The organism is Streptomyces sp. NBC_00414, assembly GCF_036038375.1.
Classification (GTDB): domain Bacteria; phylum Actinomycetota; class Actinomycetes; order Streptomycetales; family Streptomycetaceae; genus Streptomyces.
Genome location: NZ_CP107935.1, coordinates 2,223,554 through 2,245,615 on the forward strand (window position 1 = coordinate 2,223,554; position 22,062 = coordinate 2,245,615).

The window sequence follows — 22,062 nt, forward strand, 5'->3', positions numbered from 1 at the left end:
TGGCCCTCCTCAGCTGGCTATGGGGGTGAAGACGGAGTTCTTCTCGGCGCTCTCCTCGACCGCCGCCAGGACGCGCTGCACCTGCAGCCCGTCGGCGAAGGACGGCAGTGGCTGCCCGCCGTCGGCGATCGCGTGGACCAGGTCGCGGGCCTGGTGCACGAAGGTGTGCTCGTAGCCGAGGCCGTGGCCCGGCGGCCACCAGGCCTCCAGGTACGGGTGGTCGGGTTCGGTGACGAGGATGCGGCGGAAGCCCGCGTGGGCGGTGGGCTCCGTGCCGTCGTGGTACGAGAGTTCGTTGAGGCGCTCCAGGTCGAAGGCCAACGAGCCCTTCTCGCCGTTGAGTTCGATGCGCAGGGAGTTCTTGCGGCCGGTCGCGAACCGGGTGGCCTCGAAGGACGCGAGGGCTCCCGAGGCGAACCGTCCGGTGAACAGGGCGGCGTCGTCGACCGTGACGGCCCCGAGTTCGCCGCCGCCGGCCGCCGACAGGCCGCTGGACGCCCCGGAGAGCAGCGGCCTCTCCCGTACGAAGGTCTCGGTGAGGGCGGACACTCCGACGACCGGCTCTCCCGCCAGGTACTGCGCGAGGTCGACGATGTGGGCGCCCAGGTCGCCGAGTGCGCCCGAGCCCGCCGTCTCCTTGCGCAGCCGCCAGGTGAGCGGGAACTCCCGGTCCACCAGCCAGTCCTGAAGGTACGTCACCCGTACGTGCCGCAGTGCGCCGATGCGGCCCTCGGCGACCATCTTCCTGGCCAGCGCCGTCGCGGGCACCCGGCGGTAGTTGAAACCGACCATCGCCACCTGGCCGCGCGCCGCGGCTGCCGCGGCGGCCTCGGTCATCGCCTCGGCCTCCTCGACGGTGTTGGCGAGGGGCTTCTCGCACAGCACGTGCTTGCCGGCGGCGAGGGCGGCGATGGCGATCTCGGCGTGGCTGTCGCCCGGGGTGCAGACGTCCACGAGGTCGACGTCGTCGCGGGCGATCAGGGCCCGCCAGTCGGTCTCGGCCGCCGCCCAGCCGAGCCGGTCGGCCGCCGCTCCCACGGCCTGCGCGTCACGGCCGCAGACGGCGGCGAGGACGGGTCGGAGCGGCAGCTCGAAGACGCGGTCCGCGGTGCGCCAGCCCTGGGAGTGGGCGGCGCCCATGAACGCGTATCCGACCATGCCCACGCCCAGCGGGGGTCTGCCGGCCTGTGCCCCGGCCGGTGCCCCTGCCTGTGCCCCGGCTTGTGCCTCGTCGGGCTGCTGCGGCTGTGCCATGCGGAGGTCCTCCTCTTCGTCGTGGCGCGATGGGGGGTGCGGGGGCGCTCCGCCGGGGTGCGGTGGTGCGGAGACTGCGGGTTCGTCGTGGCTGGTCGCGCGCAGTTCCCCGCGCCCCTGGCGGGCGCCCGTAGCGGGGCACTGCCTACTTGAAGCCGGTGGGCAGGTACGTCTTGACGTTCTCCTTGTCGACGACCGCCGAGTAGAGCGTCAGGGACGAGGGGATCTCGAACTCCGCGAGGCCGCTGACGCCCTTGCCCTGGCCTAGTGCGCGGGCGAGGTCGATCGCGGACGCGGCCATGGTGGGCGGGTACAGGACGGTGGCCTTGAGAACGCTGTTGTCCGACTCGATGGCCTGCATGGCGGACAGCGCGCCCGCTCCGCCGACCATGATGAAGTCGTCCCGGCCGGCCTGCTCGATGGCGCGCAGGGCGCCGACCCCCTGGTCGTCGTCGTGGTTCCACAGCGCGTCGAAGTTCGACTGGGCCTGCAGGAGTTGGGACATCTTGGCCTGTCCCGACTCGACGGTGAACTCGGCGGCCTGGCGTGCCACCTTCTTGATGTTCGGGTAGTTCTTGAGGGCCGCGTCGAAGCCGGCCGTGCGCTGCTTGGTGAGTTCCAGGTTGTCGAGTCCGGCCAGCTCGATGACCTTGGCGTTCTTCTTGTCCTTCAGCTGCTCGCCGATGTAGTGCCCGGCGTTGAGGCCCATGCCGAAGTTGTCGCCGCCGATGTAGGAGCGGTACGCCTGCGGGGAGTTGAAGATGCGGTCGAGGTTGACCACCGGGATGCCGGCCCGCATGGCCTTGAGGCCGACCTGGGTGAGGGCCTTGCCGTCGGCGGGCAGGATGACCAGGACGTCGACCTTCTTGTTGATCAGCGTCTCTATCTGGCCGATCTGGGCCGCGGTGTCGTTGGAGCCCTCGGTGATCTCCAGCGTGACGTCCTCGTACTTCTTGGCGCGGCTCTTGGCGTTGTCGTTGATCGCGTTGAGCCAGCCGTGGTCGGCCTGCGGGCCGGCGAAGCCGATGGTGACCTGCTTGCCCTTCTTGTCGTCGGCCGCGGGCTGGTCGTTGGAGGCCGGCTCGTCGTCGGAATCGTTGCTGGTGCAACCGGCGAGGAGGACACCGGCCGAGACGGCGGCGGTGCCGAAGAGCAGTCCTCTGCGGCTCGTGAGCTCTGGCATGGCGGTGGTCCCTTTCCTCAAGGCGTGTCCCTCGGGTCGTGCAGGGCGGTGCTGTGCGGGGTGCTTCGTGTGCTGCTTCACGTACTTCTTCGTGTGCGGCTCTGCGTGGTGTTCCACGTGCGGCGCTACGTGGTGTTGGCGGTGCGGCGCTGGACGAGCACGGCGGCGACGATGATCGCCCCCTTGGCGATCTGCTGGACGTCGCTCTGCAGGTTGTTCAGGGCGAAGATGTTGGTGATCGTGGTGAAGATCAGCACCCCGAGCACCGAGCCGACGATGGTGCCGCGCCCCCCGCTGAGCAGGGTGCCGCCGATGATGGCCGCGGCGATCGCGTCCAGCTCGTACAGGTTGCCGTTGGTGTTCTGGCCCGAGCCGGACAGGATGACCAGCATGAAGGCCGCGATGCCGCAGCACAGTCCGGAGAGCAGGTAGAGGTAGAGGCGCTGGCGGCGTACGTCGATACCGGCGAGCCGGGTCGCCTCCGCGTTGCCGCCGACGGCGACCGTGCGCCGCCCGAAGGTGGTGCGGTTGAGCACGAGCCAGCCGATGATCGTCACGACCGCGAACATCAGGACCAGCGGCGGGACACCGAGGATGTAGGAGTCCCGCTCGCCGAGGTCGAGGATGCCGTCGATGGTGACGACCTGGGTGTTGCCGTCGGTGATCTGCAGGGCGAGGCCGCGTGCCGAGGCGAGCATGGCGAGGGTCGCGATGAACGGGACCATGGCGCCGTACGCGATCAGCACCCCGTTCACCAGGCCGCAGCCGACCCCGACGAGCACCGCCGTGAAGAGGACCCCCACGAAGCCGTACTCCTGGGTGGCGACGGTGGTCGCCCAGACCGAGGCGAGGGCCACGATCGCGCCGACGGACAGGTCGATGCCGCCGGAGATGATGACGAAGGTCATCCCGACCGTGACGACACCGATCACCGAGGCCTGGGTGAGGACGAGTTGGAGGTTGCGGGTGTCGAGGAACTCGTCGGGCTTGGTGATGCCTCCGATGAGGATCAGTGCGGCGAGCACCCCGAGCAGTGACAGGGTGCGGACGTCGGCGCGGGCCACGACCGCCCGCCACGGAGCGGGGTCCGCCTTCGATGACAGCTTCGGGGTGTCGTCCCTGGGCGGGGACACGGGCTGCGTCATGACGCCGGGCTTCCTTCCATGACGAGGTCGAGTACGCGGTGTTCGTCGAGCTCCTGGGCGGGCGCCGTGTGGACGACGCGGCCCTCCCGGAGCACCAGGACGCGGTCGGCGAGGCCGAGGACCTCGGGTACTTCGCTGGAGACCATGAGCACGGCCAGGCCTTCGTCGGCGAGGCGGCGGATGACGGCGTACAGCTCGGCGCGGGCGCCGACGTCGACGCCGCGGGTCGGTTCGTCGAGCAGCAGCACGCGGCAGCCGCGCAGCAGCCAGCGGGCGAGGACCGCCTTCTGCTGGTTGCCGCCGGAGAGGGTCCGGATGAGGGCGGAGGGGTTGTCGGGGCGCAGCGACAGTTCGCGTGTCGCCTTGCGCGCCGCGTTCCGCTCGGCGGTCCGGTCCAGCCAACCGCCGTACGAGAAGCGGGACATGGAGGACACGGAAACGTTTCTGGTGACGGACTCCAGCAGCAGCAGGGCCTGCGCCTTGCGTTCCTCGGGGGCGAGGCCGAGTCCGGCGGCGACGGCGGCGCGGACACTGCCCGGCCTCAACTGCTTCCCGTCGACCCGCACTTGACCGGTGCTCGGCTTGCGGGCGCCGTAGATGGTCTCCAGGATCTCGGAGCGTCCGGAGCCGACGAGGCCCGCGAGGCCGACGATCTCGCCGGGGCGCAGGGTGAGGTCCAGCGTCTCGAACTCGCCTTCGCGGGAGAGGCCTTGGACTTCGAGGACCGGGTCGGGCAGATCCTGGTGCGTGGGCCGCTCCGGGAAGACGTATTCGACGTTCCGTCCGGTCATCAGCGCGACGACCTCACGGGTGGGCGTCGACTTGGCGGGCAGCCCGCCGGCCACCGCGCGGCCGTCCTTGAGGACGGTGACCCGGTCGCCGATGCGGCGGATCTCCTCCAGGCGGTGCGAGATGTAGACGACGGCGACGCCCTCGGCGGTGAGGTCCCCGACGATACGGAAGAGGTTGTCGACCTCGTCCGGGTCCAGGGCGGCCGACGGTTCGTCCATGACGATGAGACGTACGTCGTGGGAGAGCGCCCGGGCCATGGAGACGATCTGCTGGTGGGCGGCGGACAGTTCGCCGACCAGCCGCGCCGGATCGATCTCCGGATGGCCAAGTCGCTTCAGGAGCGCGGCGGTTGACGCCCGTGCGTCCTTGCCGCGTACGACGAATCCGGCCGAGGTCGGTTCATGGCCGAGGTAGACGTTCTCGGCCACCGACAGGCCCTCCACCAGGTCGAGTTCCTGGTAGATGGTGGCGATGCCCAGGCGCATGGCGGCGATGGGCGAGCGGAGCGTGACCTCCTTGCCGCGCCAGCCGATCGTGCCGTCGTCCGGCTGGTGGGCGCCGGCCAGGACTTTGATGAGCGTGGACTTCCCGGCGCCGTTCTGGCCGAGCAGACAGTGCACTTCGCCGCTCTGGACGTCGAGGTCGACGCCGTCGAGGGCCCGGACACCGGGGAACGACTTGGTGATGCCGGACATCGTGAGAAGGGGTGGTTCTGGTGCCATGACGGTTCCCCTCGGCATGTGGGCCGGTTTCAGGGCAGGGCGGAGTGAGGCAGGGCGAAGCCAGGTGTTTGGCGGCTCTGGAAGGGGCCGGTTCTGGACGGGACCGGCTCCGGAAGAGGTGCCTACCGGGTCGGTTCAGGGAGAAGTGGCGTCGGTGCGGCTCTGGAAGCGGGTGTCACGCGGGTGAGAACAGGTGGTCGCTGATGAGGCGGGCCGCGCCGATGACTCCGGCGGTGGGGCCCAACTCCCCCAGGACGATGGGCAGGTTGCCGGTCGCGAGTGGGAGCGACTGGCGGTAGACCTGGGTGCGGATCGCGGCGAGCAGGGTGTGGCCGAGGCCGGTCACTCCGCCGCCGATCACCACCAGGCCCGGGTTGAAGAAGCTGACGAGGCCGGCGATGACCTGGCCGGTGCGGGTGCCGCCCTCGCGGATCAGATCGAGTGCGGTGGCGTCGCCCGCGGCAGCCGCGGCGGCGACGTCGACGGCGCTCAGTGCGCCCGCCGCCTCCAACCGTGCCGCGAGTTCCTGGGAAAGCCCCTGATGGGCGGCGTCCGTGGCATCGCGGGCCAGCGCGGCCCCGCTGAAGTGGGCCTCCAGGCAGCCCCGGTTGCCGCACGCGCACGGGCGGCCGTCCGGCACGGCCTGGATATGGCCGATGTCGCCCGCGCTGCCCGTCGTACCGCGGTAGACCTCACCGCCGACGACGATCCCGCAGCCGATACCGGTGCCGATCTTGACACAGAGGAAGTCGCCCACGGAGCGGGCCACACCCGCGTGCTGCTCCCCCATCGCCATCAGGTTCACGTCGTTGTCGACCATGACGGGGCAGCCGAGGTCCTGACTCAGCGCCTCGCGCACCGGGAACCCGTCCCAGCCCGGCATGATCGGCGGGGCGACCGGGACACCCTCGGGGAAACGAACCGGTCCGGGTACCCCGATGCCGGCGCCGTCGAACCCCTCCGCGAGTCCCGATGCCTTCAACTTCGCTGCCATGGACAGGACTTGCTCGAAGACCGCGACCGGGCCCTCGCGTACGTCCATGGGCTGGTTGATGTGTCCCAGCACCTCCAGCTCCGCGTTGGTGACGGCGACGTCTATCGAGGTGGCCCCGATGTCGACGCCCAGGAAGCGCAGCGCCGGAGCGAGCCGGATGTTGTGGGACCTGCGGCCACCGCGCGAGGCGGCGAGTCCGTCGGCCACCACGAGACCGGTCTCCAGCAGCCGTTCGACCTCCACGGCCAGCTTGGACCGGGAGAGATCGACCTGATCCCCCAGCTGCGCCCGTGAGTTGGGGCCGCCGTCACGCAGCAATCTGAGCAGGCGCGCCTGGTGGGCGTTCCCGGGTCGCGCTGTCATACGTCTCACGAGCCCCTCCCCGCCTCATCGGCACCGCCGTCGTTGTCTTTCGAGTGGAACGTAGCAGTGGCTGCCGAACCTGGGAAGAAGTTGCGCACGAATTACCTACGACTTCTTCCACTCAGAGGACAAAGGGAGTTGGGGCGGTGGCCCGGAGCGGCTCCGCGCAGCAGGATGGAGACCGTGGCCCGGGCCGCTGTGGCCCGGAGCGGGAGAGGGGGAACCACGTGATCTTGGTGACGGGTGCCACGGGGAACGTGGGGGCCGAGGTGGTGCACACCCTGGCCGCCGAGGGCGAGCCGGTGCGCGCGCTGAGCCGCTCGGGCGAGACCGTCGGCCTGCCGCCGGGCGTCGAGGCCGTGGCGGGCGACCTGAACCGTCCGGAGACGGTGCGGGAATCGCTCGACGGGGTGCGCGCCGTGTTCCTCATGCCGGGGTACGAGGGTCAGCGTGCGGTGCTCGCCGACGCGCGGGCCGCGGGTGTGGAGCGGGTGGTGATGCTGTCGGGCAAGTCGGCGAAGGTCGTGGACGACAACGCGGTCACCCGCTATCTGCGGGCGTCGGAGAACGAGGTGCGGGAGTCCGGGCTCTCCTGGACGTTCCTGCGGCCGGTGAGCTTCATGTCCAACGCGCTGTCGCTCGCGGACCAGATCACCAAGGGTGACGAGGTGCGGGTGCCGTTCCCCGGTGTCCGTACGGCGGACATCGACCCGTCCGACATCGCGCGGGTGGCCGCGCGGGCCCTGCTGTCACCCGAACACGGGGGTCGCGCCTACACCCTGACGGGCCCTCAGTCCCTGCTGCCGTCCGACCGGGTCGCCGTCCTCGCCGAGGTGCTGGGCCGCGACCTGCGTACCGTCGGGCTCACCGACGAGGAGACCCGTGAGGCACTGCGGGCCGCCTTTCCGGCTCCGTACGCCGAAGCCTTCCTTCGCTTCTTCGGCGACGGGATCCTCGACGAGTCGCAGGTCCTGCCGACGGTCGAGGAGGTCACGGGCCGCCCGCCGCGTACGTTCCTGGAGTGGGCCCGGCAACACGCGAACGCGTTCTGAACCCGCGGGCGCGGGCGGCACGTCGCACAGTTCCCCGCGGCCCGGCGAGGGCTGGTCGCGCGGTTCCCCGCGCCCCTGCCTTTCAGGGGCGCGGGGAACCGCGCGACCGGCCACGACGCACCCGCAGACGACTCACCGCCCGGCCGCGCAGCGCAGCGCTAGTCGCGAGGACGCGCGTGATACGTCCGACGCGTGTGCTCGGTATGGGCCCGCATGACCTCGGTAGCCCGCTGCTCGTCACGGGCGGAGATCGCGGCGATCAGCTCACGATGCTCGATCCAGGACTGCTGCCCCCGCTGCCGCGCGACCGGTGTGTAGTACCACCGCACACGCCGGTCCACCTGCGCGGCCAGCTCGGCGAGCACCGTGTTGCCCGCGAGATCCATGACCTTGGCGTGGAAGCGCGCGTTCGTCGCGACCGCCGCGTCCACGTCGTCGGCGGCCACGGCCTCCTCGCCCCGGGTGCACAGCTCCTCCAGGTCGGCGATGCCGGAGGTGCCCGTGTTGGCCGCCGCGAGCCGGGCCGCCTCGGCCTCCAACAGCGTACGAACGGTGAGGAGTTGGTCGGCCTCGGCCTCGGTCGGCTCGTGCACGAAAGCGCCCTGGGCGGGTCGCAGATCGACCCAGCCCTCGGTGTTCAGCCGCTGCAGCGCCTCGCGCACGGGCTGCCGGGAGACCCCGAGGTGCCCGGCCAGCTCGCTCTCGACCAGGTGCTGGCCGGGCTGGAGGGCGCGTGTCGTGATCAGTTCGAGCAGGGCCTCGTAGACGCGGTCCCTGAGCGGACCCGGCCGTTCGAGCTTCGGCACGGACCCCTGCGGCAGTCCGGTCGACAACATCGCGGTCCCCCTCCTGGGCAGTGGCGGCATACGCGCCGGCAGCACGGCAGCCTGAAAGCCAGTATCAATTGTCTTTCGTCTACAGTCTACGGCGCACAATGGCCAGCCCGAGGGGAAGTCGGCCTCGTCACACCGTGAAGGACACGCAGGTCACGGGCAGTGGATGACCTGGCCCGCGTACGAGAGATTGCCGCCGAAGCCGAAGAGGAGGACCGGGTCGCCGCTGGAGATCTCGCCGCGTTCGACGAGCTTGGACAGGGCGATCGGGATACTGGCGGCGGAGGTGTTGCCGGATTCGACGACATCGCGCGCGACGACGGCGTTCACAGCGCCGATCTTGTTGGCGAGGGGCTCGATGATCCGCAGGTTCGCCTGGTGCAGCACGACCGCGGCGAGGTCCTCGGGGGTGAGCCCGGCGCGCTCGCAGGCCTTGCGGGCGATGGCGGGGAGCTTGGTGGTCGCCCACCGGTAGACGCTCTGGCCCTCCTGGGCGAACCGTGAGGGGGTGCCCTCGATGCGTACCGCGTGTCCCATCTCGGGCACCGAGCCCCAGAGCACGGGTCCGATGGCGGACTCCTCCGCGGCCTCGACGACGGCGGCTCCCGCCCCGTCCCCGACGAGCACGCAGGTCGTCCGGTCCGTCCAGTCGGTCACGTCGGACATCTTGTCGGCGCCGATCACCAGCACCCGGGTGGCGCCCCCGGCCCGCACGGCGTGGTCGGCGGTGGCCAGCGCGTGCGTGAAGCCCGCGCAGACCACGTTGAGGTCCATGACGGCCGGCGAGGGGATGCCGAGGCGGGCGGCCACCCGGGCGGCCATGTTCGGCGACTTGTCGATGGCGGTGGAGGTGGCCACCAGGACGAGGTCGATGTCCTCGGGGGCGAGGCCGGCGGCGGCCAGGGCCTTGGCGGCGGCGTGCGCGGCCAGCTCGTCGACCGGTTCGTCCGGTCCGGCGATGTGGCGCGTACGGATGCCCACCCGGCTCGTGATCCACTCGTCGCTGGTGTCGACCAGCTCCGCCAGGTCCTCGTTGGTGAGGAGCCTGGCGGGCTGGTAATGGCCGACGGCAGCGATGCGTGAGCCGATCATGGGCGGTCCCCTTTTGTGGCCTGGGTAGCGGGACTCACCAGTCTGATCAGGTACTCACGGGTACGTGGGCACGTAAAGTCACAGGATTGGCGGGCCACCCTTGTCGGCTTCCGTCAGACCTTCGGACGCCCGAACACCTACCCTGCGGACGTTCGGGTACCTGTCCCATGATCACGCCCGGGGTGCCCGCCCCGTCACCCGCTCGGATGCTTATCCCGTGAACAACTGGGTGGCTTTCTGTACGAGCTCGTACAGACCATAGGCCAGCGGCGCTCCCACCCAGACCCAGGCGAAGACGATCAGCGGGCGGCGGTCGGGCACGGGGCCGTCCGCCGCGGCGCCGTCGGGCGGGCTGCTGTCACTCGTGGACATCGGCGGCCTCCTTCTGGGCGGGGACGTGGTGGCGGGCGTCGACGGGCCGGACGAGTTCGTTGGCGACGAACCCGACCGCGAGCAGTCCGATCATGATGACCAGTGACAGTCCGTAGAGGGACGCTCCGGATTTGCCGGCCTCCTCCTGCCGGTCCGCGATCCAGTTGACGATCAGGGGTCCGAGGACTCCGGCCGTGGACCAGGCGGTGAGCAGCCGTCCGTGGATCGCGCCGACCTGGTAGGTCCCGAAGAGGTCCTTCAGGTAGGCGGGGACGGTCGCGAAGCCGCCTCCGTAGAAGGAGAGGATCACCAGCGCGGCGATGATGAATACGGGCTTCGAGGAGTCCCCGACCCAGGCGATGAGCGCGTACATCAGTGCGCCGACGCCCAGGTAGACGCGGTAGATGTTCTTGCGCCCGATCAGGTCGGACGTGGACGACCAGCCGATGCGGCCCGCCATGTTCGCCGCCGAGAGCAGCGCGACGAAACCGGCCGCGGCCGACACCGAGACGGGGGTCGAGGTGTCCGCGAAGAAATCGGTGATCATCGGCGCGGCCTTCTCCAGGATGCCGATGCCCGCGGTCACGTTCATGCAGAGCACGATCCACAGGAGCCAGAACTGCGGCGTGCGCACGGCGCTGTTCGCGGAGACCTGTACGCCCTCCAGCGGGGCCGGTGTGCCGTCGGCCGCGGTCTTCGCGGGGCGCGGCACGCGCACCAGCAGCACACCGAGCGACATGAAGACGGCGTACGTCAGTCCGTGCACGAGGAAGGCGAGGGCGATGCCCGAGCTGTCGGAGCCGAAGGACTCCAGCATCTGCGCGGACCAGGGCGAGGCGATCAGCGCGCCGCCGCCGAAGCCCATGATGGCGATGCCGGTGGCCATGCCGGGCCGGTCCGGGAACCACTTGATGAGCGTCGAGACGGGCGAGATGTATCCGATGCCGAGGCCGATGCCGCCGACGAAGCCGTAGCCGAACACGATCAGCCAGTACTGCTCGGTGGCGGCGCCGAGAGCGGCGAGCAGGAAGCCCGAGGAGAAGCAGATCAGGGCGACCGTCATCGCCCAGCGCGGACCGTTGCGCTCCACGAGGGTGCCGCCGAACGCGGCGGACAGGCCGAGCATCACGATGCCGAGCTGGAAGGGCAGCGCGCTCTGGGTGCCGCTGAGGTCGAGCGCGGACTCCAGGGAGGGCTTGAACACGGACCAGGCGTAGGCCTGTCCGATGGAGAGGTGGACCGACAGGGCCGCGGGCGGGACCAGCCAGCGGCTCCAGCCCGGTGGGGCTACAGGGGGACTCATGATCCCGGACGATAGGAAGCGGTTGTTCGGTTGGGAAGGCGGTCCACCCGAACTGGTCGACCGTATGCGGTGAACGGTATGTGGGATGCGGTGAACGGTCGGTTCCGGCCGACGAACGGCATTTCCGGCCGAACTCCGTGTGTCTACCAAGGGTGTTCGCGAGGCGACCCTCAGCGAGCCCTGGAGTCGACTCCAACTCACGCCGGTGGCGGCGGGCGCCGCGTTCCAGGTGCTGCGCGAACCCTTGCTGCTCCAACTCCCATACTGTAGACAATATTCAGTCGACATGATTCAGCGCTGTTCAGCACTGCTCAGTACCGCTGAGCACCTCCTCGGTACCCTCGACCGAACGGAGCCCCTCAAGTGAAAGTGGCAGTTCTCGGCGCCGGTGCGATCGGCGCCTACGTCGGAGCCTCGCTGCACCGCGCGGGTGCCGATGTGCACCTCATCGCCCGTGGACCGCACCTCGCGGCCATGAGGCAGCACGGAGTGCGAGTGCTCAGCCCGCGCGGTGACTTCACCGCCAGGGCCCACGCCACCGACGACCCGGCCGAGGTCGGCCCGGTCGACTTCGTCTTTCTCGGCCTGAAGGCCAACTCGTACGCGGCGTGCGGGCCGCTCATCGAGCCCCTTCTCCACGACACGACCGCGGTGATCGCCGCGCAGAACGGCATTCCCTGGTGGTACTTCCACCGGCACGGCGGCCCGCACGACGGCCACCGCGTCGAGAGCGTGGACCCGGACGGTGCGGTCAGTGCGGTGATCGCGCCCTCCCGGGCCATCGGCTGTGTCGTCTACGCGGCCACCGAACTGGCGGGCCCCGGAGTGGTCCGCCATCTCGAAGGCACCCGGTTCTCCATCGGCGAGCCCGACCGTACGGTCTCGGCGCGCTGCACCGGGTTCGGCGAGGCCATGGTGGCCGGCGGGCTCAAGTGCCCGGTGGAGCCGGACCTGCGCAACGACATCTGGCTCAAGCTGCTCGGCAACATCTCCTTCAACCCCATCAGCGCCCTGGCCCGGGCCACCATGCGGCAGATGTGCCTGCACGGCGGCACCCGCCGGGTCATCGAGATCATGATGACCGAGACGCTCGCGGTCGCCGAGGCACTGGGCTGCCGGGTGGGCGTCTCCATCGAGCGGCGCCTCGCCGGCGCGGAGCGCGTCGGCGACCACCGCACCTCGACGCTCCAGGACCTGGAGCGCGGCAAACCGCTCGAACTCGACGTGCTGCTCGCCGCCGTCGTCGAACTCGCGGAGATCACCGACGTCCCGGTGCCCACGCTCCGCACCGTCCACGCCATCTCGGACCTGCTCGCGCTGAGGACCGCCGCATGAGGCCGGCCACGAGCACCCGCACGAGGAACCCGAGGAACCTGAAGAACCTGAGGACCGCCGTATGAGGAAGCGAGACCGAACTCCCAAGGTGTACAACCGACTTGAGTACCCCATGGTCCGTGACTCCCGCGACGAGCCCTTCCGCAGGGCGAGCTGGGACGAGGCCCTGGACCGGGCGGCCCGGGGCCTGGGCGCGGCACGCGGCGCGTTCGGCCTGTTCTCCTGCGCCCGCGCGACCAACGAGATGAACTACGTGGCGCAGAAGTTCGCCCGCGTGGTCATGGGCACCAACAACGTCGACTCCTGCAACCGCACCTGTCACGCGCCCAGCGTGGCGGGCCTGTCGGCGGCCTTCGGCTCGGGCGGGGGCACCTCCTCGTACGCCGAGGTCGAGCACACCGACCTCGTCGTGATGTGGGGCTCCAACGCCCGCTTCGCGCACCCGATCTTCTTCCAGCACGTCCTGAAGGGGATCAGGAACGGCGCCCGGATGTACGCCGTCGACCCGCGCCGCACCTCCACGGCGGAGTGGGCCGAGAGCTGGCTCGGGCTGAACGTCGGCACCGACATCCCGATGGCGCACGCGATCGGCCGCGAGATCATCCGAGCCGGGCTCGCGAACGACGCTTTCATCGAGCGGGCCACCACCGGCTTCGAGGAGTACAAGCAGCTCGTCGAGCCCTGGACGCTCTCGCTCGCCGAGAAGGTGACGGGCGTACCGGCCGCCGCGATAAGGGAGTTGGCGCACGCCTACGCCCGCGCCGAGCGCGCCCAGCTGTGCTGGACGCTCGGCATCACCGAGCACCACAACGGTACGGACAACGTCCGCGCGCTCATCAACCTGTCGCTCCTGACGGGCCATGTGGGCCGCTTCGGTTCCGGGTTGCAGCCCCTGCGCGGACAGAACAACGTACAGGGCGGCGGCGACATGGGCGCCATCCCCAACCGGCTGCCCGGCTTCCAGGACATCCTCGACCCGGACACCCGGCTGAAGTTCGAGTCCGCGTGGGACACCGTCATCCAGCCCCACTACGGGCTGAACCTGACGGAGATGTTCGAGGCCATGGAGGAGGGCTCGCTCAAGGCCGTCTACTGCATAGGGGAGAACCCGGCGCAGTCGGAGGCCGACAGCGAGCAGGCGGTACGGCGTATGAAGGCCCTGGACTTCCTCGTCGTGCAGGACATCTTCCTGACGAGGACGGCCGAGCTGGCGGACGTGATCCTGCCCGCGACGGCCGGCTGGGCCGAGACCGAGGGCACCACCACCAACAGCGAGCGGCGGGTCCAGCGGGTGCGGCGGGCGGTCACCCCGCCCGGCGAGGCCCGCGAGGACATCGACATCCTCTGCGACCTCGCCTCCCGCATGGGGCACGAGTGGAAGTACGAGGACTCCGAGGCGGTGTGGGACGAGCTGCGGTCGGTGTCCCCGGACCACTACGGGATGACCTACGAGCGGCTGGCGGAGCACCAGGGCATCCAGTGGCCCTGCCCGCAGACCGACCGGCTCGAACCGACCTATCTGCACGGCCGGTTGTGGGAGTCCGACCCGGCCGCGCGGGGCCGCCTCGCGCCCTTCGGGATCGTCCAGCACGATCCGCCCGTCGACCTGACGGACGAACAGTTCCCGATCCGGCTGACCACCGGGCGGCGGCTCGACTCCTACAACACCGGGGTGCAGAGCGGCGGTTTCGCCTCTCCGATGCGGCGCGGTGAGTACGTCGAGCTGTGCCCGGAGGACGCGGAGCGCTACGGCGTGGTGGTCGGCGAGCAGGTCCAGGTGTCCTCGCGGCGCGGTTCGGTGGTGGCCCCGGTGTGGGTCGACACCGCGCTGCGGCCCGGCCTCGCCTTCATGACCATGCACTTTCCCGACGAGGTGGACACCAACCAGCTGACGATCGAGGCCAATTGCCCGATCGCGGGGACGGCGGAGTTCAAGGCGTCGGCGATCCGGATCGAAAAGCTGCCGGTTGCGATTCAAGTGAGGTGATGTGAGTGGACCTGCACTTCGGTGACAGCAAACCGACGGACGAGGAACGGGCGGCCGTCGACACGCTGCTCGGCCCTCCGGAGTCTTCGTGGGAGGGCGCCGACCGCAGCGATGCCGACCTCAGGTGGGCACGCGGCGGGCGAGAGGCCCGGGAACGTCGTGACCTGCTGTTGCCGGGGCTGCACGCCGTCAACGACCGGATCGGCTGGATCAGCGAGGGCGCCCTCGACTACCTGTGCCGACGGCTGACGGTCCCGCCGGCGGAGGCGTACGGGGTCGCCACCTTCTACGCCATGTTCTCGGTGAAACCGCGCCCCGCCACGGTCCTGCACGTGTGCACGGACCTGGCGTGCGCGGCGGCCGGTTCGGCGGAACTGTGCGCGGGCGTCGAGGCCCGCCTCGGCCTCGGCAGCGGGGTGAGCGTCGAGCGCAGCCCCTGCCTCGGCCTGTGCGAACGGGCCCCGGCCGCGCTCGCGGTCAAGGCCGGGGACCCGGTGCGTACGGCCGTCTCGGCGCCCGCGACCGTCGAGCGGGCCGTGCTCGCGGCGAGCTCGCCCGGCTCGGCGCCCGAGGAACCGGCCGCCGCGCTGGCGGTCCCGCAGGCCGGGGACCCCTCCCTCATGCTGCTGAACCGGGTCGGCGTGGTCGATCCGGCCTCGCTCGACGACTACCGGGCGCACGGCGGCTACACGGCCCTGCGGCAGGCCTTCGCGATCGGCCCCGCCGGGGTCATCCGCGAGGTCACCGACGCGGGTCTGGTCGGGCGCGGCGGCGCCGCCTTCCCCACCGGCCGCAAATGGCAGGCCACGGCGTCCCAGCCCGACCACCCGCACTACCTGGTCTGCAACGCCGACGAATCCGAGCCGGGCACCTTCAAGGACCGGGTCGTCATGGAGGGCGACCCGTACTCCCTCGTGGAGGCGATGACGATCGCGGCCTACGCGGTCGGCGCGCACAAGGGCTACCTCTACCTGCGCGGCGAGTACCCACGAGCCCTGCGCCGCATGGAGCACGCCATCGGGCAGGCACGCGCGCGCGGCCTGCTCGGGGACGACATCCTCGGCCAGGGGTACGCCTTCGACATCGAGATCCGGCGCGGCGCGGGCGCGTACATCTGCGGCGAGGAGACCGCCCTCTTCAACTCCATCGAGGGATACAGAGGGGAGCCGCGGTCGAAGCCGCCCTTCCCCGTGGAGAAGGGCCTGTTCGGCAAACCCACCGCCGAGAACAACGTCGAGACGCTGGTCAACGTCCTGCCGATCCTCACCATGGGGGCCCCGGCGTACGCGGCGATCGGCACCGGCACCTCCACCGGACCGAAGCTGTTCTGTGTGTCGGGCAGTGTGGACCGGCCCGGCATCTACGAGCTGCCGTTCGGCGCCACGCTCGGCGAGCTGCTGGACCTGGCGGGGGTACGCGACGGTCTCCGCGCGGTCCTGCTGGGCGGCGCGGCCGGTGGCTTCGTACGGCCCGACGAACTGGACATCCCGCTCACCTTCGAGGGCACGCGGGAGGCGGGCACGACGCTCGGCTCCGGGGTCGTGCTGGCCTTCGACGACACCGTGCCGCTGCCGCGTCTGCTGCTGCGGATCGCCGAGTTCTTCCGGGACGAGTCGTGCGGGCAGTGCGTGCCGTGCCGGGTCGGGACCGTCCGCCAGGAGGAGGCCCTGCACCGGATCGTCGAGCGGACCGGCGCGGACGCCGCCGCCGACATCACGCTGCTGCGGGAGGTGGGACGGGCCATGAAGGACGCCTCGATCTGCGGTCTGGGACAGACCGCGTGGAACGCCGTGGAATCCGCCATCGACCGCCTGGGGGCGTACGAATGACCGTGACATCGCTGGGGATCCCCCGCCGCCTGCTGGAGTTCACGATCGACGGCGCGCCCGTGCGGGCCCCGGAGGGCTCGACGATCCTCGACGCCTGCCGGTCGGCGGGCAAGGACGTGCCGACCCTGTGCCAGGGCGACACCCTCACCCCGAAGAACGCCTGCCGGGTGTGCGTCGTGGAGGTCGAGGGCGCGCGCACCCTAGTACCGGCCTGTTCCCGCAAGGCGGAGGCGGGCATGGAGGTCCGCACGGACACCGAGCGGGCCCGGCACAGCCGCAAGGTCGTCCTGGAACTGCTCGCGTCCTCCGTCGACCTGTCCACCACGCCCGAGGTCGCGGGCTGGCTCAAGGAGTACGAGGCCAAGCCCGACCGGTTCGGCCCCGACGCGGCCCGCCTCGACGAGGAACCGCGCATCGACAACGACCTCTACGTGCGCGACTACGACAAGTGCATCCTCTGCTACAAGTGCGTGGACGCCTGCGGCGACCAGTGGCAGAACACCTTCGCGATCTCGGTCGTCGGGCGCGGCTTCGACGCCCGCATCGCCGTCGAGCACGACGGTCCCCTCACGGACTCGGCCTGCGTGTACTGCGGCAACTGCATCGAGGTGTGCCCGACCGGGGCACTTTCGTTCAAGTCGGAGTTCGACATGCGTGCGGCGGGTACGTGGGACGAGTCGGCGCAGACCGAGACGACCACGGTGTGCGCCTATTGCGGAGTGGGCTGCAATCTCACCCTGCACGTACAGGACAATGAGATCGTCAAGGTCACCTCGCCGCACGACAACCCGGTGACCCACGGCAACCTCTGCATCAAGGGCCGCTTCGGCTACCAGCACGTACAGAACCGGGACTGATCAGGACATGGGACGAGTCACGGAACGACGCAAGGTGATCCGCATCCGCGACGGGGCGGTCACCACCCGCCCGGACACGCTCGTCGCCGAGGAACCACTGGAGATCCGGCTCAACGGAAAACCCCTCGCGATCACGATGCGCACCCCGGGCGACGACTTCGCGCTCGCGGCGGGCTTCCTGGTCAGCGAGGGGGTTCTGGGCCGGGCCGACGAGCTGCTGAACATCGTCTACTGCGCGGGCGCCACGGTGGACGGCTCGAACACGTACAACATCGTGGACGTGCGGACGGCGCCCGGGCTCGTCATCCCCGACATCACGCTCGAACGCAACGTGTACACGACGTCGTCCTGCGGGCTGTGCGGCAAGGCCAGCCTGGACGCGGTCCGTACGACGGCCCGCTGGACGATCGACGACACGCACGGCGACACGACTCCCCCGGTACGGCTCGGGCCCGAACTGCTCGCGAGCCTCCCCGACCGGCTGCGCGCGGCGCAGCGCGTGTTCGACCGGACCGGGGGTCTGCACGCGGCGGCGCTGTTCACCGAGGAGGGCGAGCTGGTCGACATCCGGGAGGACGTGGGCCGGCACAACGCGGTCGACAAGCTGGTCGGCCGCGCTCTCCAGAACGGCTCCCTGCCGCTGTCCCGCACGGTCCTGCTGGTCTCGGGGCGAGCCTCCTTCGAGCTGGCCCAGAAGGCGGTCATGGCGGGCATCCCGGTGCTCGCCGCGGTCTCGGCGCCGTCCTCGCTGGCGGTGGACCTGGCCGCCGAGTCGAATCTGACCCTCGTAGGTTTCCTGCGGGGCACCTCCATGAACGTGTACGCGGGCGAGCACCGCATCGCTCTGCAGGCCGCGGCCGCCCAGAGCTGACCGGTCTCCCCGCTGCACGGCGGCGGGGCCCCGATCCGGCGGGGAGCGCCCCCTGCGCCGGAGGGGCCCCGCCTCAATCCTCACCGCTGTACGGCGGATGTACGGCTCAGCCCTTGGTGAAGTGCACCTCCGAGGCCGTGACCACCGTGCCCAGGCGCGGGAAGTCCAGCTTCACCGAGGCCTCGTGCTCGGGGCCGGTGAGGGCGGCCATGGCGTCCTCGACGAAGACGAGGTCGTAGCCGAGGTCACCGGCGGCGCGGGCGGTGGACTCGACTCCGAGGTTCGTGGCGATCCCGCCGAACACCACCGTGGTGATCCCGCGGTCCCGCAGCCGCTCGTCCAGACCTGTGCCCTGGAAGCCGCCGATCGTCCGCTTCACCACCTCGATGTCGCCGTCGGCCGCGAGCCCCGCGACGAGCCCGCTGCCGGGCGGCTGCTCGGGCACACCGGGCCGCTCGACGCGGACGAGGACGACCGGCGCGCCCACCGCGCGGAAGGCGGCGGTCAACTCCATTGCGACGGACAGCACTTCGGTGCCCTTGCGGGGCTCCAGGGGCAGTCCGACGATGCGGTCCATCAGGTCCACGAGGACGAGGGCGGTGCGGGCGGGGTCGAGGGCGAGACGGGGCTCGATGTCCGGTGCGTTCATGACGGAACGTTAGCCCGCGTCAGCCGTCCGTAGGGGAAATCCGGGCCAACGGGGCGCTGAATCAACCGCGCCCCTCCGCACATACGCCCGGCCGACCGTCCCGTGTACCACACAGGGCGGTGGTACAGGCGGAACTGACGCCCCCTCAGCACCCATCCGGACGTATCGCTGTGACGGGCGCGTGCCCCGGCGGGCCCCGCATCGTTCTCCTGACTGACTCGACGGGCCCGAGCGTGGCCCGTCGTCCAGGTAGGAGGCGGATACTTGGATGCAGGCACCACCCTGCTCGGCTCGTTACTCGCTTGTGCGGGCGTGCTGGGCGCGGCCCTCGTGGCATACCTGGGGAAGCGGGGCGAGAACGCCCTGAACGGCTATTCGAGCCTGACCGAAAAACTCCAGTCCGAGCGCGACCGCCTTGAGCGTCAGGTCGTCGAACGCGACACCCGTATCGACGAGTTGGCGACGATGCACACCGCCGACCAGTCGGAGATCGCCCGCCTGCGGCTCGACATCCACCGACTCGGAGGAGCACCGTGACCCGGATCCAGCGGGTGCTCGCCGTGCGCTGGCGCGGCATTTTCCTCGTGTGCGTGCTGATCGCCCTCAGCGGCGTCGCCGTGATCCTGTGGGCGCGGATCGACGCCGGTGACCGCAGGGCCGACGAGCTGCGCGCCGAGACGGCCCGGCGGGGCGACGCCGTGTCGACACTGGCACAGGACGTGCGCGCGCTGCGCGCCCAGGTCGAGGCCGGCGGCGGCACCCCGGCGGCCCCCGACCCCTCCGACGCGGTGGACGACCTGCTCGACCGGGTGCGGGTGCCGACCGCGGCCCACGGCCGGCCGGGCGCCAGGGGCGAGCGGGGCGCGACCGGGGCCGGCGGCGCGGCCGGGAACGACGGAGCAGCCGGGCCGGGCGGGGACCGCGGGTCGCGCGGTGAGGCCGGGCCGCCGGGACCGACGGGTTCGCCGGGACCCTCCGGGCAGCCCGGGCAGCCTGGGGAGCGGGGTTCGCCGGGCACCGACGGCGCGGACGGGAGCGACGGCGCGAACGGGTCCGACGGACCCGCGGGGCCTCCTGGGCCCGACGGCGCTCAGGGGTATCAGGGCTACCAGGGCACCCGAGGTGACACCGGCCCCAGGGGAGAGAAGGGCGACAAGGGGGAGAAGGGGGAGCCCGGCACCGCCTGCCCGGACGGCTACACCCTCCAGGTGCCCGCGAACGACCCCGACGCCCTCATCTGCCGCAAGGGCGCGGCCGAGGCCCCGGCCCCCTGAACCCTGCTCCTGCCACTGCCACTGCTGCGACGGAGGGAACTCCGTCGGCCACGGCCCGCGCACGCTTCTTGTGAGGTGCCGGAGAGCCAAAGTAGCCTCTGGGGCGCGCACGTTGGACGTGGGATGTCCAGATGTCCAGACGCATGAAGGGCAGGTCGCACCATGCCGTCAAGTCTTCGCGCACTCCCCCGAACTCTCCGCTCCGCCGAACGCACCGTCCGCTCCGCAGGCCGTACCGGACGAAGAGGAACCTGCCTGAGAAGCCCTCTGAGAAGCCCCTTGAGGACCGCCCTGACAGCGGTGCTCGCCGTCACCGCGCTGCTCGCGCTGCCGGGCACCGGACACGCCCTGCCGGCCGCCGAACCCGGCGAGACCGCCTCGTTCGAGCAGCAGGTGCTGTTCAAGGCCTCCCAGGATCCCGGATACGCCTGCTTCCGGATCCCGGCCGTCGTGAAGACCACCAAGGGCACCCTGCTGGCGTTCGCCGAGGGCCGGACGAACGACTGCAGCGACGCGGGCGACATAGACATCGTGCTCAAGCGCTCCACCGACGGCGGCCGTACCTGGGGCCCGCTCCAGGTCATCGACGAGGGCGCGGGCGACACCCACGGCAACCCCGCCCCGATCGTGGACCGCGGGACCGGCCGGATCGTGCTGGCCGAGACGTACAACACGGGCCGTACGGACGGCGGCAACTGCGCGGTGCCGTGCGACCGCACCCCGCACATGCAGCACAGCGACGACGACGGCCTCACCTGGTCCGAGCCCCGCGACCTCAGCGACCAGATCCTGCCCGCGCACTGGAACTCCTGGTACGCGACCGGTCCGGTGCACGGCATCCAGCTGACCCGTGGCAAGCACCCGGGGCGCCTCGTCTTCGCCGTCAACACCGAGACGTGGGACGGCAGCCGCGTCAGCGCCAACCACGCGGCGCTCATCGTCAGCGACGACGGCAGCGACCACTGGCGGATCGGGGCGACGGACTCCTGGCCGATCGCGGACGACGGCACGTTCCGGCAGAAGCCGTCCGAGATGACCGTCACCGAGCGCGCCGACGGCACGGTCCTCGTCAGCGGACGCGAGCAGGACGGCACCGATCTCGGCCACCGCACCCAGGCGTTCAGCACCGACGGCGGCGACAGCTTCACCTCGCGCTTCAAGGCTCTGCCCGACCTCTACACACCGCAGGTCCAGGGCTCCACGCTCCGGCTGGGCGACCGGATCCTGCTCGCCTGCCCCGGCGATCCGGACCGCCGCCGCACGATGATGATCCGCTCCTCCTACGACAACGGGCGCACCTGGGACAGCGTCGACCGCGGCACGGTGGTCACGACGGACTGGTCCGGCTACTCCGACCTGGTCGGCATCGGCGCCGGTACGGCGGGCCTGCTGTACGAGGGCGGCGCCGTGGACGCCCGCGACGAGATCCGTTTCGCACGGTTCACCGAGGACTGGCTGGCCCCGCGCCGCGGCCCCGACCCGACCACCCCCGACCTCGCCCCGCGCGCACCCGGCGCGGCGGTCCTCGGCGGCGCGCGGGAGACGGACGGCAAGTTCGGCGGCGCCCTCGCCTTCGACGGCGCCGACGACGCCGTACGCCTGCCCTACCGGGCCGGACTGCCGCTCGGGAGCAAGGACTTCACCGCGTCGCTGTGGTTCCGCTACACGGCCACGACGGGTGAGCAGCCGTTCCTGTGGATGGGCGGGGTCGGCTCCACCCAGCCGCAGGTGTGGCTGCGCGGCGAGCCCGCGAACAACCGGGTCCAGGGTCTGATCACCACCAGGGACGGCGCGAGCGCCCCCCGGTCCGCGTCCGTGCGCACGACCGGCGCGTACAACGACGGGCAGTGGCACCATCTGGCGCTGCGCCGGGGCGCGGGTCGGCTGACGCTGTTCATCGACGGGACGGCGGCCGGAACGGTGGCGGACGTACCCGGATCGGTGAGCCGCAACTCGCCCTTCGGGGTGCACGTCGGCCAGAAGCTCGACAGCCGCGCGCACCTCACCGGCGCCCTCGACGACGTCCGGGTCTGGGACCGGGCGCTGAGCGACGCCGAACTGGCCGCTGTGCGCACCGCGGACGAGGCGGTGACCGGAGACGCCGTCCTGTGGCTGCCCATGGACCGGGTGAGCGCCGGCCACTAACGTCCCAGGC

19 protein-coding genes are annotated in these 22,062 nt (G+C 71.0%); 9 read left to right on the forward strand and 10 right to left on the reverse strand.

Translation table 11 applies throughout. From position 1 onward, the window contains the following. Positions 1-9 precede the first annotated feature (9 nt). The 5 genes from OHS59_RS09550 to OHS59_RS09570 form a co-directional block, all read right to left on the reverse strand. Positions 10-1,254, reverse strand: coding sequence for a Gfo/Idh/MocA family protein (locus OHS59_RS09550; RefSeq protein WP_328492948.1), 1,245 nt, complete (start codon positions 1,252-1,254; stop codon positions 10-12). A gap of 145 nt (positions 1,255-1,399) precedes the next feature. After that, positions 1,400-2,437, reverse strand: coding sequence for a substrate-binding domain-containing protein (locus OHS59_RS09555; RefSeq protein WP_328492949.1), 1,038 nt, complete (start codon positions 2,435-2,437; stop codon positions 1,400-1,402). A 125-nt stretch (positions 2,438-2,562) separates the two neighbouring features. Next, positions 2,563-3,582 (reverse strand): ABC transporter permease, encoded by a 1,020-nt coding sequence (locus OHS59_RS09560; protein WP_328492950.1) that lies wholly within the window; start codon positions 3,580-3,582, stop codon positions 2,563-2,565. After that, the gene (locus tag OHS59_RS09565; RefSeq protein WP_328492951.1) at positions 3,579-5,096 is read right to left on the reverse strand and encodes a sugar ABC transporter ATP-binding protein; all 1,518 of its coding nucleotides are present in this window, start codon (positions 5,094-5,096) and stop codon (positions 3,579-3,581) included. Before OHS59_RS09565 ends, OHS59_RS09560 begins: the two co-directional genes overlap by 4 nt. Before the next feature lie 175 nt (positions 5,097-5,271). After that, positions 5,272-6,453, reverse strand: a complete 1,182-nt coding sequence (locus tag OHS59_RS09570) for an ROK family transcriptional regulator (protein ID WP_328499144.1) — start codon at positions 6,451-6,453, stop codon at positions 5,272-5,274. Positions 6,454-6,680: 227 nt separating this feature from the next. Here OHS59_RS09570 and OHS59_RS09575 point away from each other — a divergent pair, with 227 nt between their 5' ends. Beyond that, positions 6,681-7,505, forward strand: a complete 825-nt coding sequence (locus OHS59_RS09575; RefSeq protein WP_328492952.1) for an NAD(P)H-binding protein — start codon at positions 6,681-6,683, stop codon at positions 7,503-7,505. 158 nt (positions 7,506-7,663) lie between these two features. Here OHS59_RS09575 and OHS59_RS09580 read toward each other — a convergent pair whose 3' ends face one another. From OHS59_RS09580 to OHS59_RS09595, 4 genes are all read right to left on the reverse strand, one after another. After that, entirely contained in the window at positions 7,664-8,341 is a 678-nt protein-coding gene (locus OHS59_RS09580; protein WP_328492953.1) for a GntR family transcriptional regulator, read from the reverse strand. 150 nt (positions 8,342-8,491) lie between these two features. Continuing rightward, on the reverse strand, positions 8,492-9,430 hold the full coding sequence (locus OHS59_RS09585; protein WP_328492954.1) for a beta-ketoacyl-ACP synthase III: 939 nt from the start codon (positions 9,428-9,430) through the stop codon (positions 8,492-8,494). A gap of 210 nt (positions 9,431-9,640) precedes the next feature. Next, entirely contained in the window at positions 9,641-9,802 is a 162-nt protein-coding gene (locus OHS59_RS09590) for an MFS transporter small subunit (RefSeq protein ID WP_210888248.1), read from the reverse strand. After that, on the reverse strand, positions 9,789-11,105 hold the full coding sequence (locus OHS59_RS09595) for an OFA family MFS transporter (RefSeq protein WP_328492955.1): 1,317 nt from the start codon (positions 11,103-11,105) through the stop codon (positions 9,789-9,791). The genes OHS59_RS09590 and OHS59_RS09595 overlap by 14 nt, the downstream gene beginning before the upstream one ends. Before the next feature lie 363 nt (positions 11,106-11,468). Here OHS59_RS09595 and OHS59_RS09600 point away from each other — a divergent pair, with 363 nt between their 5' ends. The 5 genes from OHS59_RS09600 (at position 11,469) to fdhD (ending at position 17,984) form a co-directional block, all read left to right on the forward strand. Beyond that, entirely contained in the window at positions 11,469-12,440 is a 972-nt protein-coding gene (locus OHS59_RS09600; RefSeq protein ID WP_328492956.1) for a 2-dehydropantoate 2-reductase, read from the forward strand. Positions 12,441-12,501: 61 nt separating this feature from the next. Further along, entirely contained in the window at positions 12,502-14,427 is a 1,926-nt protein-coding gene (locus OHS59_RS09605) for a molybdopterin oxidoreductase family protein (protein ID WP_328492957.1), read from the forward strand. A 5-nt stretch (positions 14,428-14,432) separates the two neighbouring features. Beyond that, positions 14,433-16,256, forward strand: coding sequence for an NAD(P)H-dependent oxidoreductase subunit E (locus OHS59_RS09610; protein WP_328492958.1), 1,824 nt, complete (start codon positions 14,433-14,435; stop codon positions 16,254-16,256). Next, positions 16,253-17,113, forward strand: coding sequence for a 2Fe-2S iron-sulfur cluster-binding protein (locus tag OHS59_RS09615; RefSeq protein WP_328492959.1), 861 nt, complete (start codon positions 16,253-16,255; stop codon positions 17,111-17,113). The genes OHS59_RS09610 and OHS59_RS09615 overlap by 4 nt, the downstream gene beginning before the upstream one ends. 7 nt (positions 17,114-17,120) lie before the next feature. After that, positions 17,121-17,984 carry a formate dehydrogenase accessory sulfurtransferase FdhD gene (gene fdhD / locus OHS59_RS09620; RefSeq protein WP_328492960.1) on the forward strand — a complete coding sequence of 288 codons (864 nt, stop codon included), beginning with the start codon at positions 17,121-17,123 and terminating at the stop codon, positions 17,982-17,984. Between the two features lie 106 nt (positions 17,985-18,090). Here fdhD and OHS59_RS09625 read toward each other — a convergent pair whose 3' ends face one another. Further along, on the reverse strand, positions 18,091-18,633 hold the full coding sequence (locus tag OHS59_RS09625) for an isochorismatase family protein (RefSeq protein ID WP_328492961.1): 543 nt from the start codon (positions 18,631-18,633) through the stop codon (positions 18,091-18,093). A gap of 264 nt (positions 18,634-18,897) precedes the next feature. Between OHS59_RS09625 and OHS59_RS09630 the strand changes: the two genes are divergently transcribed. From OHS59_RS09630 to OHS59_RS09640, 3 genes are all read left to right on the forward strand, one after another. Then, positions 18,898-19,170, forward strand: coding sequence for a hypothetical protein (locus tag OHS59_RS09630; protein ID WP_328492963.1), 273 nt, complete (start codon positions 18,898-18,900; stop codon positions 19,168-19,170). Next, complete coding sequence (locus OHS59_RS09635) at positions 19,167-19,907, forward strand: collagen-like protein (protein ID WP_328492964.1); 741 nt, start codon at positions 19,167-19,169, stop codon at positions 19,905-19,907. Before OHS59_RS09630 ends, OHS59_RS09635 begins: the two co-directional genes overlap by 4 nt. Positions 19,908-20,162: 255 nt before the next feature. After that, the gene (locus OHS59_RS09640) at positions 20,163-22,052 is read left to right on the forward strand and encodes an exo-alpha-sialidase (RefSeq protein WP_328499145.1); all 1,890 of its coding nucleotides are present in this window, start codon (positions 20,163-20,165) and stop codon (positions 22,050-22,052) included. Positions 22,053-22,062 lie beyond the last annotated feature (10 nt).

Excerpts from the sequence above, each read along its gene's own strand:
- OHS59_RS09560 (WP_328492950.1), bottom strand. The coding sequence starts at position 3,582 with ATGACGCAGCCCGTGTCCCCGCCCAGGGACGACACCCCGAAGCTGTCA.
- OHS59_RS09625 (WP_328492961.1), bottom strand. The coding sequence starts at position 18,633 with ATGAACGCACCGGACATCGAGCCCCGTCTCGCCCTCGACCCCGCCCGC.
- OHS59_RS09585 (WP_328492954.1), bottom strand. The coding sequence starts at position 9,430 with ATGATCGGCTCACGCATCGCTGCCGTCGGCCATTACCAGCCCGCCAGG.
- OHS59_RS09570 (WP_328499144.1), bottom strand. The coding sequence starts at position 6,453 with ATGACAGCGCGACCCGGGAACGCCCACCAGGCGCGCCTGCTCAGATTG.
- OHS59_RS09555 (WP_328492949.1), bottom strand. The coding sequence starts at position 2,437 with ATGCCAGAGCTCACGAGCCGCAGAGGACTGCTCTTCGGCACCGCCGCC.
- OHS59_RS09605 (WP_328492957.1), top strand. The coding sequence starts at position 12,502 with ATGAGGAAGCGAGACCGAACTCCCAAGGTGTACAACCGACTTGAGTAC.
- OHS59_RS09590 (WP_210888248.1), bottom strand. The coding sequence starts at position 9,802 with ATGTCCACGAGTGACAGCAGCCCGCCCGACGGCGCCGCGGCGGACGGC.
- fdhD (WP_328492960.1), top strand. The coding sequence starts at position 17,121 with ATGGGACGAGTCACGGAACGACGCAAGGTGATCCGCATCCGCGACGGG.
- OHS59_RS09615 (WP_328492959.1), top strand. The coding sequence starts at position 16,253 with ATGACCGTGACATCGCTGGGGATCCCCCGCCGCCTGCTGGAGTTCACG.
- OHS59_RS09595 (WP_328492955.1), bottom strand. The coding sequence starts at position 11,105 with ATGAGTCCCCCTGTAGCCCCACCGGGCTGGAGCCGCTGGCTGGTCCCG.
- OHS59_RS09580 (WP_328492953.1), bottom strand. The coding sequence starts at position 8,341 with ATGTTGTCGACCGGACTGCCGCAGGGGTCCGTGCCGAAGCTCGAACGG.
- OHS59_RS09550 (WP_328492948.1), bottom strand. The coding sequence starts at position 1,254 with ATGGCACAGCCGCAGCAGCCCGACGAGGCACAAGCCGGGGCACAGGCA.
- OHS59_RS09565 (WP_328492951.1), bottom strand. The coding sequence starts at position 5,096 with ATGGCACCAGAACCACCCCTTCTCACGATGTCCGGCATCACCAAGTCG.